Source organism: Vibrio sp. TRT 21S02 (assembly GCF_050113675.1).
GTDB lineage: Bacteria > Pseudomonadota > Gammaproteobacteria > Enterobacterales > Vibrionaceae > Vibrio.
On record NZ_JBNJOI010000005.1, the window covers coordinates 74796 to 101173 of the forward strand.

The 26378-nt window shown below is 46.1% G+C and carries 25 protein-coding genes; 10 read left to right on the plus strand and 15 right to left on the minus strand.

Annotated features, from left to right (window positions below):
• Window positions 1–2: 2 nt before the first annotated feature.
• The 5 genes from ACQEXU_RS08130 to gntR all read left to right on the plus strand — a co-directional run bounded on the left by ACQEXU_RS08130 (window position 3) and on the right by gntR (window position 5013).
• A complete protein-coding gene (locus tag ACQEXU_RS08130; protein ID WP_427010390.1) occupies window positions 3–554 on the plus strand; it encodes a TRAP transporter small permease subunit in 552 nt (183 codons plus the stop codon).
• Window positions 547–1866, plus strand: a complete 1320-nt coding sequence (locus ACQEXU_RS08135; RefSeq protein ID WP_427010391.1) for a TRAP transporter large permease — start codon at window positions 547–549, stop codon at window positions 1864–1866. The genes ACQEXU_RS08130 and ACQEXU_RS08135 overlap by 8 nt, the downstream gene beginning before the upstream one ends.
• Window positions 1867–1933: 67 nt before the next feature.
• On the plus strand, window positions 1934–2434 hold the full coding sequence (locus ACQEXU_RS08140) for a gluconokinase (RefSeq protein ID WP_427010392.1): 501 nt from the start codon (window positions 1934–1936) through the stop codon (window positions 2432–2434).
• Window positions 2431–3918 carry an NADP-dependent phosphogluconate dehydrogenase gene (gene gndA, locus ACQEXU_RS08145; RefSeq protein ID WP_427010393.1) on the plus strand — a complete coding sequence of 496 codons (1488 nt, stop codon included), beginning with the start codon at window positions 2431–2433 and terminating at the stop codon, window positions 3916–3918. Before ACQEXU_RS08140 ends, gndA begins: the two co-directional genes overlap by 4 nt.
• A 93-nt stretch (window positions 3919–4011) precedes the next feature.
• The gene (gntR, locus tag ACQEXU_RS08150; protein WP_427010394.1) at window positions 4012–5013 is read left to right on the plus strand and encodes a gluconate operon transcriptional repressor GntR; all 1002 of its coding nucleotides are present in this window, start codon (window positions 4012–4014) and stop codon (window positions 5011–5013) included.
• A gap of 120 nt (window positions 5014–5133) precedes the next feature.
• On the opposite strand, the gene ACQEXU_RS08155 is transcribed toward gntR, so the two are convergent.
• From ACQEXU_RS08155 to ACQEXU_RS08165, 3 genes are all read right to left on the minus strand, one after another.
• Window positions 5134–6657 carry a hypothetical protein gene (locus tag ACQEXU_RS08155; RefSeq protein ID WP_427010395.1) on the minus strand — a complete coding sequence of 508 codons (1524 nt, stop codon included), beginning with the start codon at window positions 6655–6657 and terminating at the stop codon, window positions 5134–5136.
• Window positions 6650–7243: a chromosome partitioning protein ParA gene (locus ACQEXU_RS08160; RefSeq protein ID WP_427010396.1), complete on the minus strand. Its 594-nt coding sequence runs from the start codon at window positions 7241–7243 to the stop codon at window positions 6650–6652. Before ACQEXU_RS08160 ends, ACQEXU_RS08155 begins: the two co-directional genes overlap by 8 nt.
• 103 nt (window positions 7244–7346) lie before the next feature.
• Complete coding sequence (locus tag ACQEXU_RS08165; RefSeq protein WP_427010397.1) at window positions 7347–7943, minus strand: chromosome partitioning protein ParA; 597 nt, start codon at window positions 7941–7943, stop codon at window positions 7347–7349.
• Window positions 7944–8318: 375 nt separating this feature from the next.
• Here ACQEXU_RS08165 and ACQEXU_RS08170 point away from each other — a divergent pair, with 375 nt between their 5' ends.
• A complete protein-coding gene (locus tag ACQEXU_RS08170; protein ID WP_427010398.1) occupies window positions 8319–8963 on the plus strand; it encodes an HAD family hydrolase in 645 nt (214 codons plus the stop codon).
• Window positions 8964–9023: 60 nt separating this feature from the next.
• On the opposite strand, the gene ACQEXU_RS08175 is transcribed toward ACQEXU_RS08170, so the two are convergent.
• The 5 genes from ACQEXU_RS08175 to ACQEXU_RS08195 form a co-directional block, all read right to left on the minus strand.
• Complete coding sequence (locus tag ACQEXU_RS08175; RefSeq protein ID WP_427010399.1) at window positions 9024–10052, minus strand: lactonase family protein; 1029 nt, start codon at window positions 10050–10052, stop codon at window positions 9024–9026.
• A 119-nt stretch (window positions 10053–10171) separates the two neighbouring features.
• Entirely contained in the window at window positions 10172–11284 is a 1113-nt protein-coding gene (locus ACQEXU_RS08180; RefSeq protein WP_427010400.1) for an ABC transporter ATP-binding protein, read from the minus strand.
• A 2-nt stretch (window positions 11285–11286) separates the two neighbouring features.
• Window positions 11287–12129, minus strand: a complete 843-nt coding sequence (locus ACQEXU_RS08185) for a carbohydrate ABC transporter permease (RefSeq protein WP_367989376.1) — start codon at window positions 12127–12129, stop codon at window positions 11287–11289.
• Between the two features lie 8 nt (window positions 12130–12137).
• Window positions 12138–13070: a carbohydrate ABC transporter permease gene (locus tag ACQEXU_RS08190; protein ID WP_367989375.1), complete on the minus strand. Its 933-nt coding sequence runs from the start codon at window positions 13068–13070 to the stop codon at window positions 12138–12140.
• A gap of 52 nt (window positions 13071–13122) precedes the next feature.
• Window positions 13123–14337 (minus strand): ABC transporter substrate-binding protein, encoded by a 1215-nt coding sequence (locus tag ACQEXU_RS08195; RefSeq protein ID WP_427010401.1) that lies wholly within the window; start codon window positions 14335–14337, stop codon window positions 13123–13125.
• 238 nt (window positions 14338–14575) lie between these two features.
• Between ACQEXU_RS08195 and ACQEXU_RS08200 the strand changes: the two genes are divergently transcribed.
• Window positions 14576–15649 (plus strand): ROK family transcriptional regulator, encoded by a 1074-nt coding sequence (locus tag ACQEXU_RS08200; RefSeq protein ID WP_427010402.1) that lies wholly within the window; start codon window positions 14576–14578, stop codon window positions 15647–15649.
• Window positions 15650–15660: 11 nt separating this feature from the next.
• Window positions 15661–17427: a family 20 glycosylhydrolase gene (locus ACQEXU_RS08205; RefSeq protein WP_427010403.1), complete on the plus strand. Its 1767-nt coding sequence runs from the start codon at window positions 15661–15663 to the stop codon at window positions 17425–17427.
• A gap of 76 nt (window positions 17428–17503) precedes the next feature.
• Here ACQEXU_RS08205 and ACQEXU_RS08210 read toward each other — a convergent pair whose 3' ends face one another.
• The 4 genes from ACQEXU_RS08210 to ACQEXU_RS08225 form a co-directional block, all read right to left on the minus strand.
• Window positions 17504–18133 (minus strand): bifunctional 4-hydroxy-2-oxoglutarate aldolase/2-dehydro-3-deoxy-phosphogluconate aldolase, encoded by a 630-nt coding sequence (locus ACQEXU_RS08210; RefSeq protein ID WP_427010404.1) that lies wholly within the window; start codon window positions 18131–18133, stop codon window positions 17504–17506.
• Window positions 18134–18146: 13 nt separating this feature from the next.
• Window positions 18147–19103, minus strand: a complete 957-nt coding sequence (locus ACQEXU_RS08215) for a sugar kinase (RefSeq protein WP_427010405.1) — start codon at window positions 19101–19103, stop codon at window positions 18147–18149.
• A 114-nt stretch (window positions 19104–19217) separates the two neighbouring features.
• Window positions 19218–19610 (minus strand): RidA family protein, encoded by a 393-nt coding sequence (locus tag ACQEXU_RS08220; protein ID WP_427010406.1) that lies wholly within the window; start codon window positions 19608–19610, stop codon window positions 19218–19220.
• A 55-nt stretch (window positions 19611–19665) separates the two neighbouring features.
• Window positions 19666–21099 (minus strand): N-acyl-D-amino-acid deacylase family protein, encoded by a 1434-nt coding sequence (locus ACQEXU_RS08225; RefSeq protein WP_427010407.1) that lies wholly within the window; start codon window positions 21097–21099, stop codon window positions 19666–19668.
• 193 nt (window positions 21100–21292) lie between these two features.
• Between ACQEXU_RS08225 and ACQEXU_RS08230 the strand changes: the two genes are divergently transcribed.
• Together ACQEXU_RS08230 and ACQEXU_RS08235 are read left to right on the plus strand one after the other, a co-directional pair.
• Window positions 21293–22546, plus strand: coding sequence for an amino acid deaminase (locus tag ACQEXU_RS08230; RefSeq protein ID WP_427010408.1), 1254 nt, complete (start codon window positions 21293–21295; stop codon window positions 22544–22546).
• 100 nt (window positions 22547–22646) lie between these two features.
• Window positions 22647–23510 carry a MurR/RpiR family transcriptional regulator gene (locus ACQEXU_RS08235; protein ID WP_427010409.1) on the plus strand — a complete coding sequence of 288 codons (864 nt, stop codon included), beginning with the start codon at window positions 22647–22649 and terminating at the stop codon, window positions 23508–23510.
• A gap of 10 nt (window positions 23511–23520) precedes the next feature.
• Here the strand turns inward: ACQEXU_RS08235 and ACQEXU_RS08240 are convergent, their stop codons facing one another.
• The 3 genes from ACQEXU_RS08240 to ACQEXU_RS08250 all read right to left on the minus strand — a co-directional run bounded on the left by ACQEXU_RS08240 (window position 23521) and on the right by ACQEXU_RS08250 (window position 26341).
• On the minus strand, window positions 23521–24816 hold the full coding sequence (locus tag ACQEXU_RS08240) for a TRAP transporter large permease (RefSeq protein ID WP_427010410.1): 1296 nt from the start codon (window positions 24814–24816) through the stop codon (window positions 23521–23523).
• Complete coding sequence (locus tag ACQEXU_RS08245) at window positions 24806–25294, minus strand: TRAP transporter small permease (protein WP_427010411.1); 489 nt, start codon at window positions 25292–25294, stop codon at window positions 24806–24808. The genes ACQEXU_RS08240 and ACQEXU_RS08245 overlap by 11 nt, the downstream gene beginning before the upstream one ends.
• A 78-nt stretch (window positions 25295–25372) precedes the next feature.
• Window positions 25373–26341 (minus strand): TRAP transporter substrate-binding protein, encoded by a 969-nt coding sequence (locus ACQEXU_RS08250; protein ID WP_427010412.1) that lies wholly within the window; start codon window positions 26339–26341, stop codon window positions 25373–25375.
• Window positions 26342–26378 lie beyond the last annotated feature (37 nt).

Below are 26378 nucleotides of genomic sequence, written 5' to 3' on the forward strand. Positions count from 1 at the left end.
CTATGTCCAAACCGCATTCTCCAGCAGAACCTGATGAAAAACCCAAAAACGGGCTGGATAGACTGATCATTCGCATCAGTAAGCTTTTAAGTTGGCTGTTTATTCTGATTGTTCTTATCTCTTTTTATGAAGTTGTGATGCGTTATGTGTTCGATGCCCCTACTACTTGGGTACATGAAACCGCGTCTTTCCTTGGTGGCTCATTATTCATCATTGGCGGGATTTACGCGTTCGCTGCAGACAAACACGTTCGAGTTGTGTTGATCTACGATTCCGTTTCCGCTCAAGCGCGGAAATACCTCAATCTCGTCCACCATATTGTTGGGCTCGCCTTTGCTTTGATGCTGGCTTATGCCTCATACACCATGGCGAATGAAGCATGGTTTGCCCCGTGGGGAGAACTGCGCCTTGAAACATCGGGCTCTGTCCTCAATGCACCCTATCCAGCACTACTCAAAGGGCTGATTTTTGTCGCACTGTGCATCTTAGTCGCTCAGTATGTTTTACACCTCGTTCAAGAACTGGCAGGGCTAAGGAAGAATAACGATGTTTGATTTATCTTCTATTGGCATAGCATGGGGCAGCCTACTCATGCTGATGATGATGATTGCGTTGCTACTAACGGGCATGCAATTAGCTTTTGTAACAGGCTTCGTCGCCATTTTCTTTACTCTATTTTGGTTTGGGCCAGATGCCCTCCCTCTTATCGCGAGCCGTACTTATAGTTTTGCCTCTGGTTACGTATTTCTTGCTGTACCCATGTTTGTGCTGATGGCCGCATTATTAGACCGCTCAGGCATTGCCAAAGATCTATTCGATGCCATGAAATCAGTTGGACGTAAAGTCCGTGGCGGCGTCGCCGTTCAAACCTTATTAGTGGCGGTATTGTTGGCCTCGATGAGCGGCGTGATCGGTGGTGAAACCGTGTTGCTTGGTATTCTTGCTTTGCCGCAAATGCTACGTCTTGGCTACAACCGAAAGCTCGCAATCGGCACCACCTGTGCTGGTGGCGCATTAGGCACCATGCTACCACCAAGCATTGTTCTGATCATCTATGGTATGACGGCCAGTGTCTCAATTGGTGACCTGTTTAAGGCATCTTTCGTTCCTGCCTTTATCCTCGCGGCTTGTTATATCGCTTATGTGCTGATTCGTTGCAAACTCGATCCTTCACTGGCACCTATCCCTTCCGACAGTGAAGAAGAAGCAACGCAAGCTCAGCCTAGCTATTTTAAAGCGCTGTTTTTCCCCCTGCTTTCAGTTGCTGTGGTATTAGGCAGTATCTATACCGGAGTGGCATCCGTCACTGAAGCTTCGGCATTAGGTGTTGTCGGCATTATGCTCAGCGCCGTGATCCGTGGAGAAATGAACCTTTCTATGCTCAAGGAAAGCGCCATTGCCACCATGCGTACCTGCGGCATGATCATGTGGATTGGTATTGGTGCAAGTGCGCTGGTTGGTATTTATAACTTGATGGGCGGTATAGATTTTGTCAAAGAGATCATTCTGGCTCTAAGTGGGGGAAGCCCAATCATCACCCTACTCATCATGATGGCCATTTTATTAGTATTGGGCATGTTCCTCGATTGGGTTGGTGTGGCGCTATTAACCATGCCGATCTTCGTTCCTATTATTATCAGCCTTGGTTATGACCCAATTTGGTTTGGTGTGGTGTTCTGCCTCAACATGCAGGTATCTTTTCTGTCACCACCATTTGGCCCTGCCGCTTTCTATCTTAAGTCAGTGGCACCTAAAGATATTAGCCTTGGTGAGATCTTCAGTTCATTACTGCCATTTATTGCAATGCAAATTTTCGTTTTAAGCCTTGTCATCTTGTTCCCGAACCTTGCCATGTGGTGGCAATAGTCACGATGAGTAACATGATGATTTATTCAGCCTTTCCTGCGTGAAAGGCTAAGGAAAGTTTTGTCCAATGAAACCAAAAAAGATACTAGTGATGGGTGTTTCAGGCTGCGGCAAAAGCTTGATTGGTAGCCAAATTGCCCATGCTCTCGACATGCCATTTTTTGATGGCGATGATTTTCATCCACCCGCTAACGTTGAAAAAATGCGTCAGGGTATTCCACTCAATGATGTAGATCGTCAAGGATGGTTAAAGACACTCAACCAGCTGCTTAAAAATAATCCGACAGCAGTGATCGCGTGCTCTGCCCTCAAACCCGAGTATCGCGCCACCTTGCGAAAAGGAAACCCAGAACTTGTGATTGTTTATCTCAAAGGGAGTTATCACACCATTTGGCAGCGTCACCAAAAAAGAGCCAATCACTACTTTAAAGGCGAAGAGATGCTCAAAAGCCAGTTTGCGACCCTCGTTGAGCCAGATGAGTCTGAAGCGCTACATATCGATATTTCGGGCGACGCCGAGCAAGTTCTCACTCAGACCCTTTCGGCACTAAAAGGACATTCCGTATGAGTCACTATGATATCTCCATGATTGGACTTGGTGTGATGGGAAGAAGCCTCGCACTCAATTTGCTCGACCATCAATTTAACGTTGTCGGATATGATATTTCAGCTTCTCATCGGGAGCAGGCATTACATGAGGCAAACCAGCTCAACAGAGGGAAATATTTCTCCGCTGATGACCTAACAGCGGTCTTAAGATCGCTTAACTCTCCCCGGATTATTGCACTTTCTGTCCCGGCTGGTGCAATTGTCGACCAAGTCATCAATGAGCTCATTGAACATGGCTTAACGTCAGAAGATATCGTCATCGACACGGGCAACAGCCATTGGCAAGATACAGAGCGCCGCGAACATCATTATCACAACAAACTGCAATTCTTCAGTACTGCAGTTTCAGGCGGAGAACGAGGCGCCCGACACGGCCCATCCATGATGGCCAGTGGCAACCAATCGGCATGGATGTACATCAAACCTATGTGGGAAGCCATTGCAGCAAAAGTCGATGACCGTGGGCAACCCATTTCAGCGTTTTCTGTTGGTGAACCATGTGCAGCCTACCTTGGTCCTGCGGGAAGCGGTCATTATGTCAAAATGGTACATAACGGCATCGAATATGCTGATATGCAGCTCATTTGCGAAGCGTACCATTATTTATCGCAAGTACTAATGATGTCGGCAACAGAGATCAGTGCGGTTTTTACTCGCTGGAATCAAGGCATGCTCAACAGCTACTTGATGGAGATAAGTGCCGATATTCTCGCAACCAAGGACCCAGAAACTGGCAACCCTTTGGTCGAAGTTATTCTGGATAAAGCGCAGCAAAAAGGGACAGGCTTGTGGACGGCAATTAACGCTCTTGAACAAGGCAACCCTGCCACCTGCATCGCACAAGCCGTATTTAGCCGCGCCCAAAGTGGACAAAAATCGATGCGCGAAGCCGCTAGCCAACGCTATGGAAGCAGCATTAATCACATTGAATCATCCGACAGAGCACTCAAAATTGCACAGCTCGAATCTTCGCTCTATTGCGCCAAACTCGTTGCTTACGCTCAAGGGTTTGATCTTATGCGGACCAAATCCGTTCAAGAAGGCTGGCAGCTCAATTTTAGCCAAATCGCTAAAATATGGCGTTCCGGTTGTATCATCCGCGCAGGCTTTCTGCATCATATTGCCCTCGCCTACCAGCAAACGCCTCAATTAGATAACCTGCTCTTTGCTGACTATTTTCAAAAACAATTACAACACCACCTTATGAACTGGCGTCAAATTGTCGCAGATAGTGCTCTCTCTGGCTTACCAATGCCGGGAATCAGTACTGCTCTACAGTACTTTGATACGCTGCGTTGTGACGTGCTCCCTGCTAGCTTATTACAGGCTCAGCGCGACTATTTTGGCTCTCACACATACGCTCGAATAGACCAGCCGGAGCAGGAAAAATATCACCTAACTTGGAGCGAACAACCACGGCACCAACAAGCCAAACCAAGCTAAACAAACCATAAACATAAAAAGAATGAGCATTCGTGGAATTAGAGGTAACATGTTACCAGTAACACTTAATGTCACTCATCGATACTTACACTTATGGCTTTAAAGAAGAAAAGACCGACATTACAAGATATAGCCGACCGCGTTGGGGTCACCAAAATGACGGTTAGCCGCTGCCTACGTGACCCTGCTTTGGTCTCGGAAGCCCTGAAAGATAAGATCCAACAAGCCGTTGACGAGCTAGGCTACATTCCCAACCGTGCGCCAGATATTCTTTCAAATGCCAAGAGTCATGCCATCGGTGTGTTAGTCCCGTCTTTAACCAACCAAGTGTTTGCCGAAGTGATCCGCGGCATCGAATCAGCAACTGCACCTGCTGGTTACCAGACGATGATTGCTCACTATGGATACAGTGCGGCATTAGAAGAACAAAGCATCGCCTCGCTGCTTTCTTATAACGTTGATGCCATTATTCTTTCTGAAAACGTACACACCGATAAATCACATAAAATGTTGCAAATCGCTGGTATTCCGATTGTCGAAATCATGGACGCTTATTCGCCAAGAATCGAGCAAGCTGTAGGGTTCGATAATTATAAGGCGGCCCAAGCCATGACGGAAACCATGTTAGAAAAAGGGTGCAGCAGCGTGGCCTATTTTGCTGCCCGTATGGATGAGCGTACCCGTTTAAAAATGGCAGGCTATCGTGATGCACTCAAAGCTCGCGACATTGCTCCGATAACATTGCAAACAGAAGAAGCATCGTCATTCACGTTAGGGGCAAAGTTATTAACTCAGCTGATAGAATCCCATCCTGATGTTAATGGGATTTTCTGTACTAACGATGACTTGGCCATTGGTGCCCTCTATGAATGTCAACGCCGTGGTATTCGGGTTCCGGAACAAATCGCTATCGCGGGTTTTCATGGTCATGATATCAGTCAAGTGATGATCCCTAAGTTAGCCACGGTGATCACTCCAAGAGAAGAAATTGGCAAAGTTGCCGCCCAGCAACTCATTGACAGATTAAAAGGGAATGAGAACTGGCAGCCTTCTATCGATTTGGGTTACCGTATCGAACTGGGCGAAAGTTTATAAACAACTTTCCAAGCAGTGATCGCCATGTACAGTAGAACAGCCACCACCCTCATCTAAGCCCCACGACGTAGCTAAAAGACATGGTAGAGAGTATTCGGTCAGCTGTTCTATTGCATTGATTTAATGTGGATGACAAAGGCTCTCAAAGTCACTTGCCGCAATTTCATAGCGTCCCGATAGTTGCTGCTCAGTTAGATACGTAAGCTGCAGCTCATCATAATGGCGTTGAGACACCTCAAATTCCATTGACTCACCATCGCCAGCGCACTCAAAGTACCAATCATTCGTGTCCTCATATCTCTCTCTGTTTCTCTCAACTCTTCCATATCGATCCGTCACTATGCTCGACCTCCAAGTATTTAAAAATGTACCCTCTTTAAAATCTTTAAGGTTGAACCATTGTGCAAACAGGAAAAACTCATAAGGTGGAATAGTTTGTTCAACCTTTTTCAACTCAGCTGGGCTTGCACAAGCGTCAAAAACAATTGTTTTTTTAAACAACTTGGAGTCCGGCTCTTCAACGAGATCAGGCACTTTAACGTTAAATGGCAGTTTCTTTTCTGTAGACACAAGGGGGGTAAGAGTCATCTTGGGCCACGTATCCGTGTCATCTAAGTATTCAGAAATCCAACCAAAAACACCGTTTCCAGCATCAATAACATCATAAGCAGGCTCTTCATGAATCTGGTCATAGCTTGAGCTATAATCGAACTCAACTTTGAACAAGAAATCTTCCATCTCTGGCTTTGCAACTCGTGAAAAGCCTCGCTTGACTGCTTTTTTGATAAGATCAACTGTCGAGTCATGGCTAAGGTAAACTTCACTTAATCCATGTCCCAAAAGTTCACCCGTTCCCGGTACCAAGAGCACATTCGGCATAGGCACTGAGAATGGACCAGTTAATTGGCGCACTAATTGAATAACAAAATCTGAGCTTGATAACACATAATCACTGTTCGGACTTAAGGTTGCTGACGCAGGCGCAATATGAACCACATGAACATTATCTTCACTATATCCAGGCTGAGATACTGCTTGTCGATATGCTTTATTAGCCCATAAGTTCCCTTGAGAATGCGCAATATAAATCAGTTTCTTGCCCTTCCACGTCAGGGAGTCACTAATTAAGTACTGTTGCATCTCCGTTAGCACACTGTCTGGTGAGTCGACGTACTGCGCGAGTTGATTTAGAAATTTCGCCACAATCTTGTTCATTATTTTGCTACCAAAATCCAAAACGACCTCAGCAAAATCAATAAACAGTGAATCGATTTTTTGAATGATTGAACTGTCACTCCTACCATTAACCAACTCCCAGAAAGCTTCCCAACTTTTAAATTGCTTCTGTTCGAGTTCCTCTGTTCTTTGATCAAAGGTTTCCGCAAAATCAGCCAGTACATTAAAAACACTACCTTCGATATAGGAATCGTTATAAAACAGTTGGTATTCGACAGGCTCGTCTTTGTATTTTGAAATATCTAGCGTTGACTCAATTTCGAGAAGTCCTAAATCAGCCGATTCAGAAGTGGTCGCAACACCATTAAAAAAACCAATAGTGTACCCTTCTACTTTGCACGAACTAGCAGCCACATTCAAAGGAAGCATAAACAGAGCCAAATTCATCATTACCAAGAATTTATTCACAATATTGAGCCCCCACTTTTAATAAGGTACTGACCCTACCATCTTGCAGGTGGTTGTATGCAATATAAGCTAGGGTACGGGCTTTGGTGTTATAGGTTAGTGCTCTAATGGTCTTACCTGTACTTTTTATGTCATCAAGCGATATCCCTACGAACCTTTGGCACGCTAGAACTTTTTGGTGTTTATGACCAATACTTTGAGCTTTTCTTCTATTTTCTGGCGTTTTTTCGGTGAAGTCGTGGTAAAGGTTTTCCTGCGAATAGCGAGCGTTCTGTTTCAGCGCATTACGCACTGGCTCAGTCACTTCCAATGCATTGATAAAGAATTCAATATCATCACGGATCCCATCGTTATTGGTGTCGGGTCCAGTCAATGAATCACTTCTGTCGAGCATGGACTCAAACTGGTCGTATAGCACACCAAATTGATCATCTATCGTCGGTTGAGCACGCAGCTTTTCAACCAGCTCCGGTGTTTTTTCTATGCCTTCTATAGGAATGGGAACGGTGGCAGTCTCATCAGATGAAGAATCTTTACAGCCTAGAATTGCAACCAAAAGCGCCACTACACATAACATTCTTTTCATATTGCACACCGTTTTATTATGATAGAAAACCACAATAAACCATCATCAACAATTTGAATAATAAATATATTGCATGGTGACATTACAGAAATGAATGTGTGTTTCACTCTTCACAGTGCTGTTGCTCTGCTTCCAATAAGGTACTCACACTTCCATCTTGCAGATGGTTGTATGCAATAAAAGCGAGAGTGCGGACTTTAGTATTGTAAGTCAGCGCTCGAAGTATTTCGCCTGTACGAACTCGATCATTAATAGACATGCCCACAAACGTTTTACAAGCGACTACTTTTAGGTATTTATCACCAATACGCTGCGCTTTTTTTCTATTTTCCGGTGTTTTTTCACTGAAATCGTAATATAGATTTTCTTGTGCTTGCCGTGCATTTTGCTTCAATGCATTTCGCACTGGCTCAGTCACTTCCAATGCATTGATAAAAAATTCAATATCATCACGGATCCCATCGTTATTGGTGTCGGGTCCAGTCAATGAATCACTTCTATCAAGCATGTGCTCAAACTGGTCGTATAGCACACCAAATTGAGCATCTATCGTCGGTTGGGCACGCAGCTTTTCAACCAGCTCCGGTGTTTTTTCTATGCCTTCTATAGGAATGGGAACGGTGGCAGTCTCATCAGATGAAGAATCTTTACAGCCTATCATTGCAACCAAAAGCGCCACTACACATAACATTCTTTTCATATTGCACACCGTTTTATTGTGATAAGAAACCACAATAAACCACCATCAATAATTTGAATAATAAATACATTGCATGGTGATATTACGAAAATGAATGTGTGTTTTTCGAGGTGTTATCTCACCACCGAGGTGCTTTATGTCAGGCTATAAGAAAAACTTAGGGTGTTTATTAACTCTTTTCATTGTGAAAAATACCTACCTTCAACTTTGCTTTTTCTTCTACCACATGTAACACATCCGTTTACGTATGCTTTGACATTACAAAGAAGAGAATAACGGTTCACACACCCAACGCAGAACTCTGGAAAACTTTTCCCCAGCTCACAATATGTGTCAGAATGACAGTAACTATTTGATGCTGATTAAGCTGTACTCATGAAATTTAAAGCTGCTATTTTTGACATGGATGGGCTGTTGCTAGATACCGAGCGGGTATGCATGCGTATTTTTAAAAAGTCCTGTGAAGTCCAAAACCTGCCTTTCTACGAAGACACCTACCTCTCTATTATTGGGCGTAATTCTGCCGGGATTGATGTCATACTCCGCAATGCTTATGGTGATGATCTTGACCGTCTTCACGATGAATGGAAACAGCGTTACAACAGTGTGGTACTGCACGAAGCCATTCCGGTCAAAGAAGGCGTGGTTGAATTGCTCGAATGGCTAAAATCACAGAAGATCCCAATGGCGGTGGCAACATCGACACAACAAGATATCGCATTAGTGAAGCTCAAACTAGCTGGGCTGGATAAGTACTTTGATTCCATCACTACTGGATGCGAAGTTGAACATGGCAAGCCAGATCCTGAAATCTACTTACTTGCTGCCAGCCGTTTGGGTATTCCCGCCCATCAAAGCCTTGCGTTTGAAGACTCAAACAATGGAGTACGTGCTGCTGTCGCTGCAAACATGATCACCTTCCAAATCCCTGATTTAGTCGAGCCATGTAAAGAAGTTAGAGCGCTCGGCCACCGCATTTTGCCGTCAATGAAAGACGTCCTCACTACGCTCAAAGCCTAAGAAGAACTTAGGGTGCACAACGGCACCCTAAAAACTCTTAGTTAACCACAATGGCCTAAACTAACTCGGCACAACACACACTGGCGACCCCACCTCACAGTGATACCCTGTGGCTTCGAGTTGGCCAGTACTACTATTCCTGTGATAACTGGTGAGGTTATTGCTGTGTTGATTGGCTACCACCAGCCATTGTTCATCATGAGACAACGCAAAATCCCGCGGAAATTGACCGCCACAATCCACATCATCAACCAGTACTGGTAGGTGTTGCTGTAATTCAAAACAAACGACTTTGTTCTGCGCGCGACAAGATACATAGATAAAACGCTCATCGCGTGACATTTTTATTGCAGAAGCCGCTTCACCATTTTCGGTGTTCGGCAACAGCGGCATCTCATGAGCGATCACCCACTTCTGCTCTTGGCACTGCAGTGTCACTAACGTTTCTGATAGCTCACACACTACATATGCGTGGGTTTCAGTGGAATTGAAGACTAAATGGCGCGGCCCTGAACCTGCTGGCATCACAATACTTTGCAGTAACGTAAAACTGTGAGTTTTGCGGTTAAATTGATAGAAGTGAATCCGGTCACTGCCTAAATCAACCATAGCCAAGTGGTCACCTTGCGTTAGAAACGTCACCTGATGGGCGTGTGGCCTCTCTTGCCGTTCGGCGTTTGCCCCACAGCCTGCAACAAACAAGTCCGCGACACATTGCCGAGCTATCCCTTCATAATTTAATAAATAGACATTCGCATTCCCAGAACCATAATTGGCTAAAGCAAGATACTGGCCTTGTGGATCACAACTTAAATGACAAGGGTAGTCCCCTTGTACTGCAATCCGATGTTCCCCCTTACTGTTTACACTGTAAAGCTGGGCGCCTTCTTGTTGAGATAACTCGCTAGCCGTGTATAGAGTTTGCTCTTCACTACACGGATGTTTACACAAGAAAGATGGATTTGTGGCTCGTAACTGCGTCCTAATATGAGCCAACTCACCGGTGGAAACATCAAGAGCAATGCGTTCAATGCCTTGACTGGCACCATCGGTATAAGTACCCACTAAAAAATGAATGTGATCTGACAATGAAACGTCCCTGAAGTCTGATGCGAAGGAAATTAAAATGCCGCCTGCATTTACAGACGGCAAATGGTTTTCCCCACAATAAGGTGAAAGTGTGACCTAGCATCCCAATTAAGGAAAAGTTATTTCACTAATGGCAATGCTTGTTGGTTTGCATCGAACAAATGACAATATTGCGCTCTCAACTCCACATTCAGCACTTGTCCGTTATCAAGCTTTAGGTTCACCGCATCTTCACCATCGAGCATTAAGCTAAGTTTCTCAATATGGTTAGAGTAACAATGAACGTACGACACCGCGCCTAAGTATTCCGCAACATTAATGGTCATCGGAACCACACAACTTTCCTCTTGCCATGTTTCCTGCACAAGCAAATGCTCAGGACGGATGCCAAGTGTAATGACGTCACCTGATGACAAATGAGCCCCATTCCTTGGCAAAGTTAAGGTGTAACAATCGGCAATCGTAACTGTTGTTTGTGTCGCACTGGCGTCAAGCACCGTCACTGGGATGAAATTCATCTTAGGAGAACCAATGAACCCCGCAACAAACTGGTTTTGTGGGTGGTAATACAGCTCAAGTGGTGGCCCTACCTGCTCAACACAACCATCGCGCAGAACCACAATTTTATCGGCCAATGTCATGGCTTCAACCTGATCATGAGTCACGTAAACCATGCTGGTCGCCAATGTGCGGTGCAATTCTGCGATTTGGATACGCATATCGACACGAAGCTCAGCATCAAGGTTAGAAAGTGGTTCATCAAAGAGGAACAATTTAGGGTTACGCACAATAGCTCGACCTATGGCCACCCGTTGTCGCTGGCCACCCGAAAGTTCTTTCGGCAAACGGTCAAACAACTGGTCAAGTTTAAGTAGCTTCCCAGCATGGTCGACCTTCTGCTTGATTTCTTCTTTCGGCTGCTTATCAATGGAGAGTGCAAACGACATATTCTCTCGCACCGTCATTTGTGGATACAAAGCATAGGATTGAAATACCATCGCAATCTCTCTATCCGCAGGCGCTTCGTCCGTTACCTCTCGGCCATCAATGTAAATCTCCCCTGACGTTGGCTCTTCAAGCCCAGAGATCATTCTAAGCAAGGTCGATTTACCACAGCCTGACGGCCCGACAAAAGTGACAAACTCTTTATCATTGATTTCAAGATCGATGCCTTTGAGAACATCCACTTTGCCATACGATTTCTTAATATTTTTAAGTATTACCTGAGCCATGGTTATTCCTTAATTCCACCTTGAGTCAAACCTTGGATAAAGGCTTTTGATGCTAATAAAAACGCGATAAGAGTCGGGGCCATCATGATGATGAGTCCTGCAAACATCATGTGCCATTGAATCGCAAATTCGTTTTGAAACTCTTGTAGCCCTAAAGTGAGCGGATATAAGTCTCGATCTTGCAAGAAAAGTAGCGGGAAGATGTATTCATTCCAAGCACTGACAAACGACAGCAAAGCGACGGTTGCAATTGCCGGCTTGACCAGTGGCAACACAATACGCCAGTAGATCTGGAATGGCAGTGCGCCATCCACCCGAGCGGCTTGTTCTATCTCTGGTGACAAGTTTTTGAAAAATGTGCTGAGAATAAACACGGCAACCGGCATCATGCTGGCAGCCTGAACCAAAATAATACCCAACAGTGAATTGAGTAAATCAAGGCTCTGTACCACCACAAACAGTGGCGCCATGGCCAAACGAAGTGGGACAATCACCCCCAACATAAATAAGATGAAAATCAGCTTATTGCCTCGAAACTGCACTCTAGCAAGCACGAATGCCACCATGGTACTGAACGCCACGGCAAGTACGACTGTGCCTAAGCTAATGATGAGCGAGTTAAGGAAATAACTGCTGAAATTGGCCTGTTCCCACGCACTTAGGTAGTTTTCAAAATGCCACTCTTGCGGCATGCCAAAAGGTGAGCGTATCACCTGCCCTAAATTGCCTTTAACGGAGTTAATGAATGCTAAGCCAAAAGGGAGTGCCACAATCACAGCCCAAGTGAGCAGCAAGAACTGCACGACAACTTGCTCTAACGGTTTGAGTTTAAATATACGTTCCATGACTTCCCCTATCGATTTCGCATATTGCGCAATGCCAGATAAATCGACGCAGGCAAAATCAGCACAGAAATCACCATCCCAATAGCAGCGGCCATACCGAGGTCAGCCGTACCCGAACCACCACTGGTACCAAATGCCGTACGATACTGGAAGGTACCCATAATATCTGTGGAATAATATGGACCAGCATCAGGCCCCATCAAGATCAAGACATATTCCGCATTATTAAACACATCCACCATGGTTAGGATGGTGATCAGCACAAACGCTGGGGTCAATACTGGGAAAACCACATGGCGAATACACTGCCAGCGGCTGGCACCATCTAGAACTGCCGCTTCCAGCAGATCAGAACGAACACCAAGAATCGCAGATAAGATCAACATGATGGAGAAGCCCAATTTTTGCCAAGACTGAAACAGTGCAATGGTCGGCAACGCCGAACTTTCATCGCCTAAAAACATCAACGGTGCAGAGATCACTTCCCAGTTCATCAACAACTGGTTCAATGGTCCACGCACATCCACAATAAGCTGACCTAAGAAAGCAACAGCGACAGCAGCAAGTGGGTAAGGCATAAAAAAGAGCAGCTTATAGCCCGACTTACCTGCGGTATTCCAACTCAGCAGCAAAGCGAATGTGGTACCAAGAAGCAGGAAGATCGAAATACAAATACCAAAAAACAGCACGGTTTGATAAAACGCATTCCACAACTGTGTGCTCATATAGTCATCAGTGAGCAGCTTCGTGAAGTTATCAAAGCCAATAAATGTGGCTGGGCCAATGCCCGGCCAGTCAAAAAATGACAGCACTAATGTGCCGAACAAGGGCAAAAGGTTAAATACCCCATACAACAAGCAACCGGGGATCAACAGCAACATGTACTGGATCTTCTCTTTTTGCTTGAAGCTCAATCCTTGGGGGCGAGAAAACTCGGTCATACAGACTCCGACGCTGAAATAAGCGGCCTGAGTATCAGGCCGCTGTCCTTATTTACAGATTTTTAGCTTTAAAGCCTTTTTCAATCTCACTCGATAGGCCTTTGCTATCCACTTTCCCTGCTAGGAATTTCTGGAAAGCCGGACCAACGACTTCTTCATATTGAACATTGAACGGCCCTTTCCACGTCAGATGCGGCTGTGCCTGATTGGAAACAAAGGTGGCAGCTTCTGCTTGATGCGCTCCCTGATAGGTAATGCCGTCGGCATACGTCGATAGCTCACCAACATGATCAGCAAACAACTGCGCAAACTCTTTGGTTGCGGTATAAGCTAGCAGCTTATCGGCTGCTGACTTTTTAGGGCTATTGGCATTGACCAAGTAGGCTCCATCGGCAAACGCATAGACCTTACCACCGGCACCCGGTACTGGCATAAGTCCTAACTTGGCATCTGGATTGGTCTGAGCAATAGTAGATAAAGGAGAGGTCGACCATAAACCATCGATGATCATTGCCGAGTCACCCAAGGCTACATTCGCACGCATGCCGTTGTAATCTTGCGCAGCTGCTGATGGGTTAATGTAAGGTTTCCACGTAGCAAACGTGTCCACTACTTTCTGGTATCCTTCCGCAGTAAATGGCTCATCGCGCGTGGCCACTTTTGCCATGCCATCACCCGATAGACCCGCTTCCAAACCAGCGCTCATCATCGCTAATGCCCAGCCCGCGCGTCCCGGTACTTCTAATGGCGTGACGCCCGCTGCTTTTAGCGTTTTCATGACCTGCTCAAACTCTTCCAAAGAGGTCGGCTCTTTGAGGTTGTGCTTATCAAAAATGTCCTTGTTGTAGATAATTTGCACGGTTTGAACCGCAAAAGGCACACCATAAACCTTACCATCCGATCCCGTTGCCGCGCCGAGTGTTGCAGGTGAAATGCCTGAAAGATCCACGGCGTCACCTACAGGTTGGATCACCCCAGCTTTAGCATATTGATCGATAAATGAAGCGCCCGGACGCCCCTGAAACAGATCAGGACCACCGTCACTCTGTAAACCCAGACGTAAACGAGAGTTGTAATCCACCCCTTTAAAAACCTCGACTTTGATATCAACGTCTTTCATGTTCTTTGAAACAGCTTCCCATAGAGGACGCTCTTGTTTGCGCCATGTCCATATGGTTAGGGTTTCTTCTGCAATCGCAGAGATAGGTAAAGCAACAGTAAAGGCGGTAAGTGCTACCAGCGCTTTTACTCCATGTTTAAACTTCATCGTTCTATCCTCTAGTTAGTTTACACTGGAAACTAACTATATAATTTAGGCTATTTTTTGTTCATCACAACGATCTTGCTCACAATTAGTTAACAAAATTATCAGGTAGAAATGAGAAAAGTTAACTCGGTCATATTTTATAAATTGTAGGTAATCTGAGCTATACATTGTTGTTGCGAACTCATAGTGAAGTCGTTATAAATGAAATAATCATTTAGTTTCCACAATCAACTTAATAATGAAACCAAGCCAAAATAGTAAGATCGTCAACTTATCCAGAGTGTTAGATTGCATCTGGCGTTATAACCGCATTTCGCGTGTCGAAGTGGCGGAGCAACTCGGTTTGGATAAATCCACCATTACTAAAATTGTTGGGCAACTGACAGAAAAGGACCTGATTTCAGAGGTCACAGCAAAGCCTGCTCATAGTAAAGGGGGGCGACCAAAAGTCTCATTGTCACTCAACAATGATATCGGGGTATTGGTTGGCGTAGAGTTGACCGACAGTGCGATAAATGTGTCTGTGGTGAATGTGGAATGTCAGATTGTGTATCGCACCATCACCACTTTCCAGCCAACAGATCAGGTTGACCAAGCCATCATCGAAGCACTGACCCCTGTGATGCAGCAGATCGACGCCAAGTTTGACCATATTTTAGCGATGGGGATCGGCCTTCCCGGACTAGTGAATCCAGAAACGGGTTATATCTCTCTTTCCAACGCACTGGAGATTGAAGAGCCTCTTAATTTAGTGGCAGAGCTTAAGCAGCATTTTAATTGTCCTGTTTTTATCGACAACGACGCCAACTGCGCAGCATGGGGCGAAATGATGCAGACACGGCGTGAACCAACCAATAATTTTCTCTATGTGCTATTTACGTCGCATCATCGCAATACAGAGTCTGAGCATTTGGGGATCGGCCTTGGTTTTGTGCTAAACAATAATCTGTTTTATGGCGACGATTTCTCTGCAGGTCAGTACAAAAGTGAGTTGAAATTTGAACAAGGCACTGCCGACCTCTCGCTTGTTTTACAAGAATTTGCTTCGTCACTGGTGTTACTTGGACGCCTGATGAACATTCATCAAGTGATCATTGGTGGTGAAGCACAACATTATGGTGCCAGCTTAGTCTCTTACATCGATAACAAACTGTCAGCAGTACAAGGCCCTGCAACATGGGAACCTCATGTCAGTTTTTCCACGTTAGGTACGCAAGCTGTTTCCGCTGGTGCAGCAGCTATGGCATGGCAAAAACTTATTACTGAAGACATTGCGCTGTTTAGCGTACTGCCCTCTTCCAGCTGTACTTAATCGAGGTCAACATGGCAGACGTCTCCCCTTCTCTGTTTCCAGCACCAAAATCTATCACTTACCTAGCGGGCAAATGTTGTACTGATTTCTCCGAAAGTACCATCCCGAATCAATTTGGGTCGCGCATCTCTTCGCCCATGGTTGAGTATCAACTGCGTCTTGATTTAGACGACCAAGCATTTGGTCTTCGTATATCTTCGGAGCTGATCCTTATCCAATATATCGATGAAGAAGGTATTTTCTACGCCCATCAAATACTGAGTCAGTTGTTTGCTCAATGTGGCACTCAGTTACCCTGCTTGGACTTGATTGACCAACCCGATTTTCCGCAGCGTGGCATTATCCTTGATGTTAGCCGCGATAAGATTCCGACCATGGAGACCTTGTTTTCATTGATCGACTTCTGGGCGAAGTTACGGATTAATCAACTTCAGTTTTACACTGAACATACCTTCGCCTATCAAGATCATCGCACGGTTTGGCAAGGATACGATCCCCTGACACCAGAACAAATTCAGGCATTGGATGAGTACTGCAAGGAGCGAGGCATTGAGTTAATCCCTAACCAAGCCACGTTTGGCCATATGGAGAAATGGCTTTGTCATTCGGACTATCACCATTTGGCAGAGCAAACATCCGGCTTTTACGATCAAAGGGGAGACTATCGCCCAGAATCCTTTGGGTTAAACCCTGTCTCGCCTGAGGTACCCCATTTTATTGCCGAGTTATTGGACGAATTGCTGCCTAACTTCACCAGCAAAACACTCAATATTAACTTTGATGAAACCATGGATTTAGGTGTCGATGGTAGCAAAGCGGCGTGTGAGTCCCTTGGTCAAGGTCAGGTCTATTTGAACTACCTGACAGAGTTACTCAACATTGCCCATGATCGCGGCATGTATTGTCAAATTTTCAGCGATATGCTGTTTCGCTATCCTGAAATTCTCCCTCACTTGCCAAAAGAGCTAGAGCTGCTTAACTGGGGTTACGAAGAAGATCATCCCTATGATGAAGAGCATGAAAAACTGGCCCAGTTCGGCTACCCGTTTCAAGTGGTTGTTTCAACCAATACATTTGCCTCAGTCGCTGGTCGTTGGCAGGCCGCCAAGGTTCATATGCGCCGTGCGGCATGCTCTGCATTGAAGTACGGTGGACAGGGTTATCAGATCTCAGAGTGGGGCGACATGGGGCACGCGCAGCAATTTTCTACCGCGCTACCTGCCTATGTATTTGGTGCTGCGATGGCATGGGGAGAGGCTCAGCACCAAGAAGTTGACGTGTCCCAAGTATTAGCTGACTTTTGGGGCAACGCTTATCACGAGCTCACCGACATTATGCTGGAGATGCAAGACGCTTATCTCAGCTCTGGTGTCGTTACACCAAACTGCGCCTTTTATGGCCCATTTGTGTTTGACCAAAAATCCCGTCGTCATATTCGTCGCGCTCAAATTGAATCACCCCAAGTGATGCAGCGCAGCATCGAGCAGCTGAATGAGATAGAAAACCGAGTCCACCAACACCCAGACAGTGTGTTAAAACAAGAGCTATTGTGGACACTCAAGGTCATGAAACTGGCCACCAACATAGCCATCGGTTACGCCATACATCAATGCCGAGAAGTCGAAGCCTTTCCTGTGGCACTGAAACATCAATTACTACCATTGGTGAGCGAGATCGAAGCGCAATACACCACGTTATGGCAGCAAAAATTCCGTCTTGGTGGATGCCAACAAAGTATGGCTAGATTGCACTATTTAAAGCAGTTACTCACTGATTAGATCAATTTCGATTAACGCCCCGTTCCCGACGCCCAAAAAAGCCCCCGATACATTATCGGGGGCTTTGCTATCTGGCTTAGTTGACCAGTTCAACCGCTTCACGCACCAGTCGGCCTATCTCATCCCACTGCTCATTTTCAATCAGTGCGGGGGACACCATCCATGTACCACCACAACAAACCACACGGTCAATGCTGAGATAATCATTGACGTTATTTTTGCCAATACCACCCGTAGGCATAAAACTAACGTTAACATAAGGTGCAAGTAACGATTTCACCATAGCTAAACCACCCGAAGCTTCCGCCGGAAAAAACTTTAAAAAGCTCAGCCCTAATTCTAAGGCTTGCTCTACCTGACTTGGGTTGTTAACACCAGGAACAATCGGCATACCGATCGCTTGGCAACGTTTCACCGTGTTGGGGTTCAATCCCGGAGCCACAACAAATTCGGCCCCCGCTTGCTGAGCTTGTTCTATCTGCTGGGGAGTTAATACTGTGCCAGCACCCACACACATCTCTGGGTAAGCGTTACGCATGGCTTGAATGGCTTCTGCCGCCGCTTCAGTACGGAACGTCACTTCAGCAACGGGCAAACCATTTTCAACTAGCACCTTCGCCAGTGGGATCGCATGTTTAACCGAATTAATTTGGATCACCGGGATCACTTTGAATTGTTTAAGTTTATTGAGTATTTCTTGAGTCATTTCGATTTTCCAATCATCGGTCGGTTTGTGGCTTGATATGCGCCATCGCTGAATTGGGAATAATGGCACCAGCATATTGAATCACAATAGATGCAAGCTGATGTCCTAGCTTCGCCGCCTCTTCACCATCATGCCCAGCCAGCCTACCGGCTAAATAGCCAGCAGCAAATGAGTCACCAGCTGCGCAAGTATCTACAACATGCTTGACCAAAACCGCAGGCACCTGAGCTCGTTTAACCCCATCGTCTCCGGCTTCTATCACTTCACAGGGCTTATCGCCACGTTTGATCACCACTTCTTGGCAACCAAAACGTAAACAACGTGTTTCGACACTCTCTTGTTCGCCCCAGACTTTCCAGTCATCTTCTTCGGTGATCAAGGCTATGTCGACCAGTGGTAGCACCTTGCCATACCACTCCCTTGCTTGCTCTGAAGACCACAATTGTGGGCGGAAATTATTGTCAAAAATGACTTTACCATCGTTTGCAACAAACTGACTCATTGCTCTGAGTAAACGCGCTCGTGAAGCGTCATTTAAAATCGCAAGGCTGATGCCACTGATATATAGCCATTGGATGTCATGCTCTGCAATGGCTTGCTCCAGTTGGTTTAATTCATTGCCACCAAAGTAATACTTCACCGCGGCACTATCACGCCAGTAATGGAAGTGACGTTCGCCTTGTTCATCTGTCTGTACCATGTATAAACCGGGCAACTTACCTGCAATGCGGGCAACCAAAGTCGTGTTAATCCCTTCTTGCTGCCAAGCATCCAACAACTCTTGTGAAAGCTCATCCTCACCCAGTGCTGTGGCATAAGACACTTTAACTCCACATTTCTGGGTTAAACGAGCAAGATACAGGGCAGTATTTAACGTGTCGCCACCAAAGCCTTTTTTGAGTGGCGTGCCGCTCAGTTCCACCATGCACTCACCAAAAAACGCAATATGGGGACATTGTGAACTATCCATGTTTATCGTGAATCCTTTTTAGATAACGAAGGGGAAGAAAAGAGCGCCGAGAAATATTAACAGGGACTAAATATAACTCAGCGCTCGTGATTATTAATTAACAGGAGGAGAAAACTAACGGCGATCGTCGCGGTAACAAGTAACATCTACTTCCACTTTCACATCCACCACTAAGTCACATACCATACAAATCCGAGCCGGCGGATGCGCACCAAAAAACTCTTTGAAGACTTTGTTAAACGACTGGAAATAGCGTGCATCTGTCAATACCACCTTTACGTGCACCACATCCTCTAAGCCGTAACCTGCTTCCTGCATGATATCGACACAGTTTTGGATGGCTAAGCGAGATTGGTCAACAATACCACCCTCAACCACTTCTCCATCCGTCATCGGTGTTTGTCCTGATACATATAAAAAGCCACCAGCCTCAGTTGCTCGAGCAAAAGGAAGATGCTGCCCACCCGTACCAACACCACCTTCAACACCATAACGTTTAATTGCCATTTTCTTTCTCCAGATTTTCTCTCTAGTCATTCACTGTGTTTCAAAATGCGCCAATTTAGCTGCGATAAATAAATACACCATGTCTGTTTTCGGTGACCTCACCTTTTGCATAAGATAATTCACCGTTTACAAAGACAGATTCAATGCCTTGCGCCATTGAGATCGGATTCTCAAATGTCGCTGTGTCTTTGATTGTCTTTGGATTAAATAACACTAAGTCGGCGTGTGCCCCGATGTGGATCGCACCCCGCCCTTTTAAGTTGTATCGCTTAGCCGACATTCCGGTCATTTTGTGGATAGCTTCACTTAACGAGAACAGCTTTTCTTCTCGACAATAATGTCCAAGTACTTTGGGGAAGGTACCCCACAAACGGGGATGAGGATGAGGGTCGTTCGGCAAGCCATCTGAGCCCACCATAGTGAGGCGATACTTCAATACCCGCTTAACGTCTTCTTCATCCATGCAGTGATACACCGCACCCGCAGGTTGCAGTGCTTTTGCTGCCTCCATCAGCGAAAGATCTAACGCTTTCGCAACGGCTTTAAGCGTTTTACCCGCCATGTCAGGCATCGGCTCAGACCAAGTAATAAAGATATCGAAATCCTCAGTGACTTGCTTTAAGTCCAAAGTGGAAGAGCTGGCTGAATAAGGGTAGCAATCACAGCAGACGTCTTGATGCTGAGCAACGGTATCCATCAAATCAAGGATCTCTACCGTTCTTCCCCAATTCCCCGCCCCTGCACATTTGAGATGAGAAATCACCACAGGTACACGAGCATGACGGCCAGTTTCAAATGCTTCCTGCATCGCTTCCATAATCGCATCGAACTCTGTGCGCATGTGGGTGGTATAAATGCCACGATGCAGTGCCAACACTTCTGCTAGCCGCATCACTTCATGCGTCGTGGCTTGCTTGGCGCTAGCGTAAGCAAGCCCTGAACTTAACCCAAGCGCTCCTTCCGCCATCGCTTGATTTAACATCACACGCATGGCAGAAATTTCATCATCACTCGCCGTACGATCGAGCCTGTCCATCACGCTATTACGTAGCGTGGTGTGTCCAACCAAGGCCGCAACGTTCACCGCGGGCTGCGATTTCTCAACCGCTTCTGCATAACTTGCAAACGTTGGGTACTGAAAATCGTGTTGGCTTCCGAGTAAGTTCATTGGATCGGGCGGTTCTGCCGTCAATACCGTTGGACTCGCACTGATTCCACAATTTCCTACAATCACCGTAGTGACACCTTGGCTGATCTTAGCGATACATTCAGGAAAACGAATCACATTGGTATCATCGTGGGTATGGACATCAATAAACCCCGGAGCGAGCGCGAGCCCTGTACCATCAAGGGTATTTTTTGCTTGCCCATCATAAAGAAGCCCCAGCTGTTCGATACGGCCATGATGAATAGCGACATCCGCGATAAACGAGTCTGCGCCAGTGCCATCAAAGACTTCAACGTTTTTAATAATTGTATCGAACACCATGCCTTATACCGTTTCCTATTCAGATGGCTTTTATCATAAGAAATCCTTTATCTGATTCAGTGATAACACACACAAAATAAAATCAATTATTTGATACTTTCTAACATCAAAAGTATCATTTATCTCAACAGGATAATAAAAACAATAAGTTACATAATGTTAGATACTAATATCTAGAACAGGAAACGACACAATGCATGATAAAAACTATCATGCCGACCACCTTACCTCTCCTTGCTGCGGTGAAAAAGGTCAGGCATATTCCGAGCAAAGCCACAATGATTTCCGTTTAACTCATGATGAGATTTCATTGCCAGCTGCGGTGATCAAGCAATCGGCTCTGGAGAACAATCTCCAATGGATGCAGCGCTTTGCCAATAAACATCAAGTGAAACTCTGTCCACATGGTAAAACGACCATGACACCAAACTTCTTCCGTCAACAGCTTGAACATGGTGCGTGGGGCATTACGATTGCGACGGCTGCACAGGCTCAAATCGCGGCACAAGCGGGGGCGAAAAATATCATCATGGCTAACCAGTTGGTTGGTGCCGCCAATATGGCCATTATCTCTGGCTTACTGAGTAATCAAGACATTCATTTTTATTGCTGCGTTGATTCGGCGCGCAATGTCGATGCGCTCAATGCCTTCTTTGCACAGCACAATCAAACTCTGACCGTATTTATTGAGTTTGGCGTACCCGGTGGACGTTGCGGCTGTCGGAGTGAAGAAGATGTGGTGACATTGGCAAAACACATTGCCACTCAAACCAATATCAAGCTCGCAGGTGTTGAAGTCTATGAAGGAGTCATTCATGGTGATAATGCAGAAACTCGAGTGCGAGAATTCGTAAACGCCACACTTAACGTCACGAAGCAACTGGTCACTGATAGTCTGATAACAGGAAAGCCAATGGTGACTGGCGCTGGTTCAGCTTGGTATGACGTGGTTGCGGAATGCTTTGCTCACCTAGTCGATTTCGATGCGGTGATCCGTCCGGGGTGTTACATCGCACATGACACTGGCATATACATGGACGCCCAAAATCAAGTGATGCAGCGGGCTCAACAAAACCAAGGCACTGCATGTGAAATAGGTGGGGATTTAGAATCAGCCTTGGAAGTGTGGGCGCACATCTTATCTAAACCTGAACAAGGCAAAATGGTGGCAGGCCTCGGTAAACGGGATGTCGCTTTTGATGCGGGACTGCCTATCGCTCAGCGCGCTTACCGTAACGGACAACCTATCAGCGTGAAGGGCATGACCTCAATTGCGGTCATGGATCAGCACACATTTATTGAAACCAGTGCAGAATGCGAGCTCGATGTGGGGGATATTGTCGCCTTCTCAACATCACATCCCTGTTTAACGTTCGACAAATGGCGCTCCATTGCTATCTGCGATGACGACTATCAGGTGACTCATTGGGTCGAGACCCGATTTTAGTACGCAAACGGTGAGTATTCATATGCAATTGCGTATAATCTCAGGTTAAACGAGAAGATACGCATATTGCCTACCCACCATAGATAACATAGGTTCCATAGTGAGTTTAGAAGTCGACATTATTTCCCAAATCACCGAGCGATATAGCACGCTGCGTGAGGCGGAAAAAAAAGTAGCCAAGCTGGTCATGGATGACATTCAACAAGCGGCAAACGCCAGTATTACTCAACTGGCTGAGCGTGCAAAGGTCAGTGAAGCGACCATCACTCGCTTTGCTAAAGCGATCGGCTGCAAGAACGTCCGTGATATGAAAATCAAGCTGGCACAGTCACTCACTATTGGACAACGCTTTATTCTTGAGCCACCCGATCAAGGCGGATATCAAGGAATTTATGAATCGATAAAACAAACGCTCGATCTCAACCGCAACTTGATCAACGAAAACAGCATTAACACTGCAGTCGAATGGCTACACAATGCGAGACAAACTATCTGTATTGGCATGGGTGGTGGCTCGACCATCGCTTCTCAAGAAATGCAGCACCGAATGTTCCGATTAGGCTATCCGGTCGTGTCATACAATGATGGGTTGTTAGCTCGCATGGTGGCAGCAACCGCCGACAGTAAAGATGTGCTCGTGGTGATTTCTGCCAGCGGCTACACCCCGGCAATCCAAGACGCGGCGCAATTAGCCAAAGAATATGGCATCAAAGTGATCGCCATTACCCCAAACCATACGCCATTAGCAGAAAAAGCCGATCTCGTGTTGCCGATCGTCCACCAAGAAACCGACTTTATCTATAAACCATCCGCCTCTCGTTATGCCATGCTCGCGCTCGTGGACGTGATTTCCATGGCACTGGCTGTGAATCACAAGCGACGTTCACGCGATAAGCTTCGCCGACTAAAAGTGGCACTTGACTCCCATCGAGGTGGTGGTGATAGGCAACCGCTCGGTGACTAGCTCACTACCGTTACCCTCTCAAAAGGGATGGCAACCAGAGCACGATAGACGGAAGGTAAGTCACGAGCATCAGCACAATCACCATGGCTGAATAGAAAGGTAACATTTGCTTAGCAGTCGTCTCTATTTTCACTTTTCCTATGCCACAGCCAACCATGAGTGAGGTTCCGACCGGTGGCGTACAAACACCAATCCCCAAGTTAAGCAACATAATGATGCCAAAGTGGATCGGATCGACTCCGATACTCTGTGCAATCGGCAGTAAGATAGGAGTGAGGATCAGAATAAGCACGCCCATGTCCATCAGCATACCCAATACCAGTAACAGAATATTGATCGCTAAAAGGATCATATTACGGTTATCGGACAAGCTAAGAATCCAATCAGCCAGCAAAGAAGGCACGCTGAGAAATGAGAGTAGATAACCGAACGCTGAAGAGGTCATGATGATCGCTATCACCATGGAAAGCGTTTTCATGGTGTCACTCATGATGCGCTTCATTTTGATGCGATTCACGCTCTTATACACAAAGAACGTCACTAACAAGGCGTAAGCCACAGCCACGGCCGCCGACTCCGTCGCGGTAAATATCCCAAGCACAATACCGCCAATAATAATGGCTATGGTAAACAAGCCAATTGATGCTTCACCCGCAATAGCGACACCTTCCTTTAACGTGTATTTATTGCCTTTGGGGTGGCTATGACGCACAGCAAGATAAGCGCATAAGGCCATCAAAGACATGCTAAGCAATAGACCGGGTACATAACCCGCAACAAATAACTGGCTGATCGGCAGGCCACCAGCGGCCAACGCGTAGTAGATCATATTTTGGCTCGGCGGGATCAATACCCCTTGGACGGAAGACGTCACCGTCACTGCAACAGAGTATTCTCCGGGATAACCACTGCGCTTCATTGCGGGGATAAGAAACGAGCCGATTGATGCCACATCCGCCACCGAGGAGCCGGAAATGCCACCGAAAAAAGTACTGGCAACCACATTGCCCTGAGCCATTCCACCACGGAAGCGGCCCACCAACACTTCAGAAAAACGCACCAAGCGATCAGAAATGCCCCCTTCGGTCATTACACTACCGACCAAAATAAAAAAGGGCACGGCTAAAAAAGTAAAGCTGTACATGCCATTAACCATTCGCTGGGCAATCAGCATTAATGGTAAATCGATGTACCATGCAGTCAACACGGAGGAAACACCAAGCGCAAATGCAATCGGCACACGAAGTAACATCAGCCCTAAGAAACTACCAAGCAACAGCAAAATTCCAGCTTGTTCAACAGTCATTACTTTTTACCTCATGTTCTGTGACATCTCCGGTCAGCAAATTCGTCAGCGCATTCATGACCATTAACAAAGCCCCTGCAACTGCTGAGTAATAGAGTAATTTTTTTGGTAACCCCGACGCGGGCAGGATTTGCGCCCCCGCAATATCCACCAAGGTTTGTGCATTAAGCAGCAGTACCAACGCAAAACCACAAACGCAGCAGTAGGCAAAATAATCCAATCCTCGACCTATCATTGCCGGGGATCTGTCTCTTAAATAGACAATCGCCACATGAGAATGAGTTCGAACACCAATGGCTATCGACAACATGCCATACCACACCAGAAATAAGAGCGTTACTTCTTCTGACCAACTGGTGGGCTGATTAAACACGTAACGAAGGATCACTTGCCCTACCGTGATCACCACAATTAACTCCAATAACCGGTGAGCAATCCAGCCAATGATGGCGTTGAGTTTGTCTATCCATTGCGTCATATTATTCCCTACATATCCCGTGAGGCGATGCATTGAGAGAGTGCTTCTAGCCCAAGCGCTGAAGCACTCTGATGGCGATTATTTTACCGCTTGGATCTGTTCCACCAGCGGCAGCAATTTCGGAAACTGTTCATAAACGGGTTGAACTGCTTGTTGGAATGGTGTGTTATCAATCACCGTTACTTTCACGCCAGCGGCAATGACTTTTTCTTTCGCCTCGATATTGGCTTTAAACATCAACTCTCGCTCAAACAACGCCGCCTCTTTCGCTGCTCGGCGGATAGCATCTCGTTGATTCTTTGGCAGAGCATCAAACTTCTTCTTGTTCATGATAAGAATTGCAGGGGGACTTAAATGGCCATCTTCCACATAGTTTGGCGCGACTTCATAGTGGCCTGATGTCAGGTAGCTTACATAGTCGTTTTCTGCTCCATCAATAACACCCGTTTGCAAGCTTGAAAAGACTTCACCATAGTTCATCGGCGTTGCAACACCGCCGACAAGATCCACCATACGAATCGATATAGGCGACTTCTGGACACGGATTTTCAGCCCTTTCATGTCTTCAATCGACTTCACTGGTTTGCTTTCACGCGTATAAAAACTTCGCGTGCCTGCTTCCATGTAGTCAAACGCCACCAGCCCATATGCAGCCATATCTTCACGTACTTTTAGACCAACTTCGCCATCCAGTACTTTGTACTTGTGCTCCGTATTTTTAAAAATATATGGCAGCGTAAATACGCCAACACTTGGGGTAACGTTCGCCAATGTCACACTGTTTACTCGAGTTAAATCAATGATCCCAGCTTGAGTTTGTTCAATGGTTTCGCTTTCCTGCCCTAATTGAGCCCCAGAGAAAACCTTAACTTTGACTTCACCGTCAGAATACTTTTCCGTCAGCTCAGAGAACTTATGCATCGCAATCGTAACGGGGTTGGACTCTGGTTGATTCTCTGCCAGTTTTAGCGTCACAGCAGCGGCATGGTGTGCAGACAGCAGCGTCAGCACTGCCGTTGTCTGCACCAGTACGTTTCTCAATTTCATATCCTTTGCTCCATGTAAGGTGTCGTTATGTCGGTTT

What these genes read in the sequence shown, in the direction of transcription:
- ACQEXU_RS08130 (WP_427010390.1), top strand. Translation starts at nt 3, where the DNA reads ATGTCCAAACCGCATTCTCCAGCAGAACCTGATGAAAAACCCAAAAAC.
- ACQEXU_RS08135 (WP_427010391.1), top strand. Translation starts at nt 547, where the DNA reads ATGTTTGATTTATCTTCTATTGGCATAGCATGGGGCAGCCTACTCATG.
- ACQEXU_RS08140 (WP_427010392.1), top strand. Translation starts at nt 1,934, where the DNA reads ATGAAACCAAAAAAGATACTAGTGATGGGTGTTTCAGGCTGCGGCAAA.
- gndA (WP_427010393.1), top strand. Translation starts at nt 2,431, where the DNA reads ATGAGTCACTATGATATCTCCATGATTGGACTTGGTGTGATGGGAAGA.
- gntR (WP_427010394.1), top strand. Translation starts at nt 4,012, where the DNA reads ATGGCTTTAAAGAAGAAAAGACCGACATTACAAGATATAGCCGACCGC.
- ACQEXU_RS08160 (WP_427010396.1), bottom strand. Translation starts at nt 7,243, where the DNA reads ATGAAAAGAATGTTATGTGTAGTGGCGCTTTTGGTTGCAATTCTAGGC.
- ACQEXU_RS08165 (WP_427010397.1), bottom strand. Translation starts at nt 7,943, where the DNA reads ATGAAAAGAATGTTATGTGTAGTGGCGCTTTTGGTTGCAATGATAGGC.
- ACQEXU_RS08170 (WP_427010398.1), top strand. Translation starts at nt 8,319, where the DNA reads ATGAAATTTAAAGCTGCTATTTTTGACATGGATGGGCTGTTGCTAGAT.
- ACQEXU_RS08180 (WP_427010400.1), bottom strand. Translation starts at nt 11,284, where the DNA reads ATGGCTCAGGTAATACTTAAAAATATTAAGAAATCGTATGGCAAAGTG.
- ACQEXU_RS08185 (WP_367989376.1), bottom strand. Translation starts at nt 12,129, where the DNA reads ATGGAACGTATATTTAAACTCAAACCGTTAGAGCAAGTTGTCGTGCAG.
- ACQEXU_RS08190 (WP_367989375.1), bottom strand. Translation starts at nt 13,070, where the DNA reads ATGACCGAGTTTTCTCGCCCCCAAGGATTGAGCTTCAAGCAAAAAGAG.
- ACQEXU_RS08195 (WP_427010401.1), bottom strand. Translation starts at nt 14,337, where the DNA reads ATGAAGTTTAAACATGGAGTAAAAGCGCTGGTAGCACTTACCGCCTTT.
- ACQEXU_RS08200 (WP_427010402.1), top strand. Translation starts at nt 14,576, where the DNA reads ATGAAACCAAGCCAAAATAGTAAGATCGTCAACTTATCCAGAGTGTTA.
- ACQEXU_RS08205 (WP_427010403.1), top strand. Translation starts at nt 15,661, where the DNA reads ATGGCAGACGTCTCCCCTTCTCTGTTTCCAGCACCAAAATCTATCACT.
- ACQEXU_RS08210 (WP_427010404.1), bottom strand. Translation starts at nt 18,133, where the DNA reads ATGACTCAAGAAATACTCAATAAACTTAAACAATTCAAAGTGATCCCG.
- ACQEXU_RS08215 (WP_427010405.1), bottom strand. Translation starts at nt 19,103, where the DNA reads ATGGATAGTTCACAATGTCCCCATATTGCGTTTTTTGGTGAGTGCATG.
- ACQEXU_RS08220 (WP_427010406.1), bottom strand. Translation starts at nt 19,610, where the DNA reads ATGGCAATTAAACGTTATGGTGTTGAAGGTGGTGTTGGTACGGGTGGG.
- ACQEXU_RS08225 (WP_427010407.1), bottom strand. Translation starts at nt 21,099, where the DNA reads ATGGTGTTCGATACAATTATTAAAAACGTTGAAGTCTTTGATGGCACT.
- ACQEXU_RS08230 (WP_427010408.1), top strand. Translation starts at nt 21,293, where the DNA reads ATGCATGATAAAAACTATCATGCCGACCACCTTACCTCTCCTTGCTGC.
- ACQEXU_RS08240 (WP_427010410.1), bottom strand. Translation starts at nt 24,816, where the DNA reads ATGACTGTTGAACAAGCTGGAATTTTGCTGTTGCTTGGTAGTTTCTTA.
- ACQEXU_RS08245 (WP_427010411.1), bottom strand. Translation starts at nt 25,294, where the DNA reads ATGACGCAATGGATAGACAAACTCAACGCCATCATTGGCTGGATTGCT.
- ACQEXU_RS08250 (WP_427010412.1), bottom strand. Translation starts at nt 26,341, where the DNA reads ATGAAATTGAGAAACGTACTGGTGCAGACAACGGCAGTGCTGACGCTG.